This window comes from Pseudomonas sp. 05N434 (genome assembly GCF_056396965.1).
Genome location: NZ_JBFTMK010000461.1, coordinates 1 through 4,121, shown reverse-complemented (window position 1 = coordinate 4,121; position 4,121 = coordinate 1). Strand labels below are relative to the sequence as shown.

The following is a 4,121-nucleotide window of genomic DNA, read 5'->3' as shown; positions in this document are numbered from 1 at the left end:
GGGTCGCTGATCTCTCGATCGTCCTGCCATTTGCCCAACAACAACACTTTGCCCCGCGCTTCAGGGGCAATGTTGAGCACGCCACTGACATGTCGCCGCTCCATCACCAGAATCAAGTCCGCCTCACTGACGGCTTGAGAAGTGAGCTGAACGGCCTGGTGCTCATGGGGCAGATGACCATGCTCTGTGAGCACGGCGTGTGCTGTCGGCTCGATGGGCTTGCCCGTCAGGGCGGCAAGGCCGGCTGAACTGACCTGAATATCGGAATGGACGAGTGCCCCACGCAGCAAATGCTCCGCGGTGGGACTGCGGCATATATTGCCAACACAGACAATCAAAACCCTTTTAAGCAAGATGACCTTCCCCGTCTTGTCAACATTGGCGGTGACCTAGCACTTGCCGAACATAAGAGCTTTAAATTACGAATGAGCCCGGGCATTTATAACGACCAGGAACTGCGACTGAAACTTTCAAACAATCAATGCGTATTTATTACCATGACGCTTGAACGGCCCTCAACTTTTTATCCAGACAAAAAATAACATCGCACTCTGCAGAGTACAAAAATAACAGTTAGTGAATTTATTCAGACAATTTCTAACGGTTGTCGTTTTCTGGCGACTGTTCAATCTAAATTATACTGAAATAGCGAATGACTAATGTATAGCCGTTCCGCTACTGCATTGCCAGGGTGTCGAACATTTGGTTAGTAGTTGGGTAAGGGACGCCTTGGGCAATAACTCTATTTACAGCGGGTTACGTCACGAGCATGCCGTGGAACAACCGGGCATGCTCGCCGGCCAATCGGCTGCTCGATGTCTCCCCTGCCCGCGCCTGGCGAGAAGCATGGCGTGCAGACCATTCGCAGCCCCTGGCGCGTTGCGAACATTGTTCTTGAGTGACCGGGCCGCTTCGAGCCCGCACTCCCCAGCGTGACCGGTTCGGCCAGCCTGGATCGAATCTTTCCTACTGCCATCAGCTATTCCATCAGTCTACTTTCAAGGACGCTTCCATGATTCGTAAATGCCTGTTCCCCGCCGCCGGTTATGGGACCCGCTTTTTACCCGCCACCAAGGCCATGCCGAAGGAGATGCTGCCGATCGTCAGTAAGCCGCTGATCCAGTATGCCGTCGAGGAAGCGCGTGACGCCGGCCTGCAACACATGGCCATCGTCACCGGTCGCGGCAAGCGCGCGCTGGAGGATCATTTCGATACCAGCTACGAGCTGGAGCACCAGATTCGTGGCACCGATAAGGAAAAGTTCCTGCACGGCACTCGCGAGCTGATCGATACCTGCAGCTTTTCCTACACTCGTCAGGTGGAAATGAAAGGCCTGGGGCACGCCATTCTCAGCGGCCGCTCGTTGATCGGTGATGAGCCATTCGCCGTGGTGCTGGCCGACGACCTGTGCCTGAACCTGGAGGGGGATGGAGTTCTGGCGCAAATGCTCAAGCTTTATGAGCAGTTCCGCTGTTCGATCGTGGCGATCCAGGAAGTACCCCGCGAGCAAACTCAGAAGTACGGCGTGATTGCCGGCGAGTTGATTCGCGAGGGGATTTACCGGGTCAACAGCATGGTCGAAAAGCCCCGTCCGGAAGACGCTCCGTCCAACCTGGCGATCATCGGTCGATACATTCTGACCCCCGACATCTTCGACCTGATCGCTGACACCGAACCTGGCAAGGGCGGTGAAATCCAGATCACCGATGCGCTGATGAAGCAGGCCCAGAACGGCTGCGTGCTGGCTTACAAGTTCGAGGGTCGACGCTTCGACTGTGGCGGTGCCGAAGGTTATATCGAAGCCACCAACTTCTGCTTCGAGCATCTGCATCAAAACGCCCTGTGATGTTGCTGTCCCCCGATATGGTCTTTATCACCTTATGGACGAAGCCTCTATGAATACGTTGAGCGGTTTCAAGGCAGATGACAGTCGCCACCCGTATAGCGCTGACCTTAAGCACAACCTCGCGTACCGCATCGTGCGCGCCTATGCGTCGGAACTGATTTTCCCCCGCGTGCGAAAACCACCGGTACTGCTGGTGGAACGCATCGGCGCGTTCCCCTCATCCGGGGAGATCCGCCGCCAAGTCAAGGATGGTCCGGCGCTGCTGGCGAGCATCAAGCAGCGTTATGCCCGCGATGCCCTTGACCTCAACGAAAGCAGCGGGCTGAACCTGGTCTTTGCCGACTGGCGCTTCAGCTTGCGCCTCTCGGGCGAGGGTTGCGTAGCTTGCCTGACCGTGGAAAGTCGGGGCGACAGCTCGCTCCTGCAGCGCAAAACCGCCGAGCTGCTGGGGCAGATCGATGCAGGGAGGGCATTTGAATGAACGCGATTGCCGAACACGCCACCAAAGCCTGGTACCTGGTCCAGTGCAAGCCCAAACAAGATGAGCGCGCCGAAGAACATTTGCAGCGCCAAGGCTATGCATGCTTTCGCAAGACCTACAGACGTGAGCGCATGTTGCGCGGGCAACGTCGAGTGATCAGCGAGTCGCTGTTTCCGGGCTACCTGTTTATTCAACTGAGCCTTCAGGACAGCTGGGGTCCACTGCGCTCGACYCGCGGCGTTTCGCGGGTCGTCGGGTTTGGCGGTCAGCCATTGCCGRTCCGCGATGCGCTGATCGACGAACTCCAGGAACCAGACAGCCAGGCGATCGTGACCACGCTGTTGAAACACGGAGATGCGGTGCGCATCACTGAAGGTCCGTTCTGCGATCTCGAAGCGGTGTTCCTGGCCATGGACGGTGAAGAACGGGTACTGCTGATGATGAATTTGCTGCAGCGTGAACAGCAAATCAGCCTGCCACTGGCGCGGGTCAACAAGCTTTAGACGCTTTTAGCTGCTTACACAAAAACGCCGCTCAACAACAAGCGGCGTTTTTTATCAACACAGGAAAACCTACGCCCCTTCCGAGAGGTGATTCCAGTCCACCCAACCCAAAAACCACGTCGCCAGAATCAGTAAACCGAAGGCGATCCGGTACCAGGCAAACACCGCATAACTATGGTTGGCGATGAACTTGAGCAACCCGCGCACGGCAATCATCGCAAAGACGAAAGCGGCGACAAATCCCAGGGCAAACACCGGCAAATCTGCGGCCTGGAACAGGTCGCGATATTTATAGCCCGAGTACACCGCGGCCCCCACCATTGTCGGCATCGCCAGGAAGAACGAAAACTCGGTGGCCGTCTTGCGTGACAGGCCAAACAGCAACCCGCCGATAATCGTCGATCCCGAACGCGAAGTGCCGGGAATCATCGCCAGGCATTGTGCACATCCGACTTTCAAGGCATCGGTCCAGCGCATCTCGTCCACGTGATCGACCACTACCACGTGCTCGAGCTGTTCAGCCCACAACATGATGATCCCGCCGATCACCAGCGCCACAGCCACGGTGATCGGGTTGAACAGATATTGATGGATTTTGTCGGCGAACATCACCCCCAGCACCACCGCCGGCAAGAAACCGATCAGCAAATTCAGAGTAAAACGTTGCGCATTACGCTGGGTCGGCAAACCCGTGGTGATGTCCAGAATCTTGCGACGGAACTCCCAGACGACCGCCAGAATAGCGCCCAACTGAATAATGATATTGAACGCCATGGCTCGCTCACCGCCAAAGTCGAGCAGGTCCGCGGCAATAATCTGATGGCCTGTACTGGAGATCGGCAAAAACTCTGTGAGTCCTTCAACCAGCCCTAGAATCGATACTTGCGTGGTGGTCCAGAAGTCCATTAATCCCCCGTTAACCCCTTTCGGCTGAAAGGTCTGTTGTTGGTTCCGAGCAGCTGTCGGGTCAACGGAGAATTAAAACGCATTACCTGCCGGCTTGAGGCAAACGTTATAAAACGTCCATGACCAGGGCTATGACCACCTCGACGGCCCTACCCGCCTGCTACGCTTTGCGTTCATGACTGGAGGAATAACCATGCCGGACGATCCTCCCCCCGCCCTGCTCGACGCCGGATGGGCGCCTGAAGAAGAAATTGACCCGGAAGACTGACACTTGTGTATCGCGAATCCATGGCTGCCACTCATCGTCAGCTCGTTGACGTTTTGAGTTTGGACGCGCGCAATGTCTACCCCAAAAATGATCGCCCAAGAGAACATTCCACATGGC

At 56.2% G+C, this 4,121-nt stretch carries 5 protein-coding genes; 3 read left to right on the top strand and 2 right to left on the bottom strand.

Annotated elements, in window-relative coordinates; all coding sequences use genetic code 11:
* Positions 1 to 353 (bottom strand): low molecular weight protein-tyrosine-phosphatase (locus AC1DLB_RS23370; RefSeq protein ID WP_477785722.1); only part of this gene is annotated, 353 nt, incomplete at its 3' end.
* Positions 354 to 1,012: 659 nt separating this feature from the next.
* On the opposite strand from AC1DLB_RS23370, the gene galU reads away from it, so the two are divergent.
* The 3 genes from galU to rfaH are packed head-to-tail and all read left to right on the top strand — an operon-like array spanning position 1,013 to position 2,830.
* Positions 1,013 to 1,846: a UTP--glucose-1-phosphate uridylyltransferase GalU gene (galU, locus tag AC1DLB_RS23365; RefSeq protein WP_018928284.1), complete on the top strand. Its 834-nt coding sequence runs from the start codon at positions 1,013 to 1,015 to the stop codon at positions 1,844 to 1,846.
* A 49-nt stretch (positions 1,847 to 1,895) separates the two neighbouring features.
* On the top strand, positions 1,896 to 2,327 hold the full coding sequence (locus AC1DLB_RS23360; RefSeq protein WP_018928285.1) for a hypothetical protein: 432 nt from the start codon (positions 1,896 to 1,898) through the stop codon (positions 2,325 to 2,327).
* Positions 2,324 to 2,830, top strand: a complete 507-nt coding sequence (gene rfaH, locus AC1DLB_RS23355) for a transcription/translation regulatory transformer protein RfaH (protein WP_477785721.1) — start codon at positions 2,324 to 2,326, stop codon at positions 2,828 to 2,830. The genes AC1DLB_RS23360 and rfaH overlap by 4 nt, the downstream gene beginning before the upstream one ends.
* A gap of 69 nt (positions 2,831 to 2,899) precedes the next feature.
* Here rfaH and AC1DLB_RS23350 read toward each other — a convergent pair whose 3' ends face one another.
* Positions 2,900 to 3,736, bottom strand: a complete 837-nt coding sequence (locus AC1DLB_RS23350) for an undecaprenyl-diphosphate phosphatase (protein ID WP_477744334.1) — start codon at positions 3,734 to 3,736, stop codon at positions 2,900 to 2,902.
* Positions 3,737 to 4,121 lie beyond the last annotated feature (385 nt).

What these genes read in the sequence shown, in the direction of transcription:
- galU (WP_018928284.1), top strand. Translation starts at nt 1,013, where the DNA reads ATGATTCGTAAATGCCTGTTCCCCGCCGCCGGTTATGGGACCCGCTTT.
- AC1DLB_RS23360 (WP_018928285.1), top strand. Translation starts at nt 1,896, where the DNA reads ATGAATACGTTGAGCGGTTTCAAGGCAGATGACAGTCGCCACCCGTAT.
- AC1DLB_RS23350 (WP_477744334.1), bottom strand. Translation starts at nt 3,736, where the DNA reads ATGGACTTCTGGACCACCACGCAAGTATCGATTCTAGGGCTGGTTGAA.